1 pseudogene is annotated in these 329 nt (G+C 46.8%); it reads right to left on the reverse strand.

From position 1 onward, the window contains the following. Positions 1–329: pseudogene (locus B9T16_RS29640) on the reverse strand (hypothetical protein); the annotation flags it as partial.

Here is a 329-nt window from a genome sequence, read left to right on the forward strand (position 1 = left end):
CTTGTTGCTGTTGGAGGGTTTGCAGTTCTTGATAGAGCGGTTCGAGGGTTTGCGATCGCTTTTCGATGTCTTGGCGCAGTTGGTCTAGGTCGGTATTTTGTAGTTCCGTTTCTATATGGTTTAATTGAGTTTCGAGGCTTTTTAATCGTGCCAATTCTGCCGCCGCCTGTTTTAACTGATTTTCCTGACTAAAAAGCTGATTAGCCGCCGCCAAAATTCCCGACGTTTCTCGGGAGATTTCCGCTAATTTTTGGGAGTTATTTGCCAGCTTTTCCGCCAGCTTTGGGGGGATAGATAGGGCGGAAAAATGTGGTTTCCAGGTATCCAGG

Source organism: Arthrospira sp. PCC 8006 (genome assembly GCF_046480465.1).
Lineage (GTDB): Bacteria > Cyanobacteriota > Cyanobacteriia > Cyanobacteriales > Microcoleaceae > Limnospira > Limnospira platensis.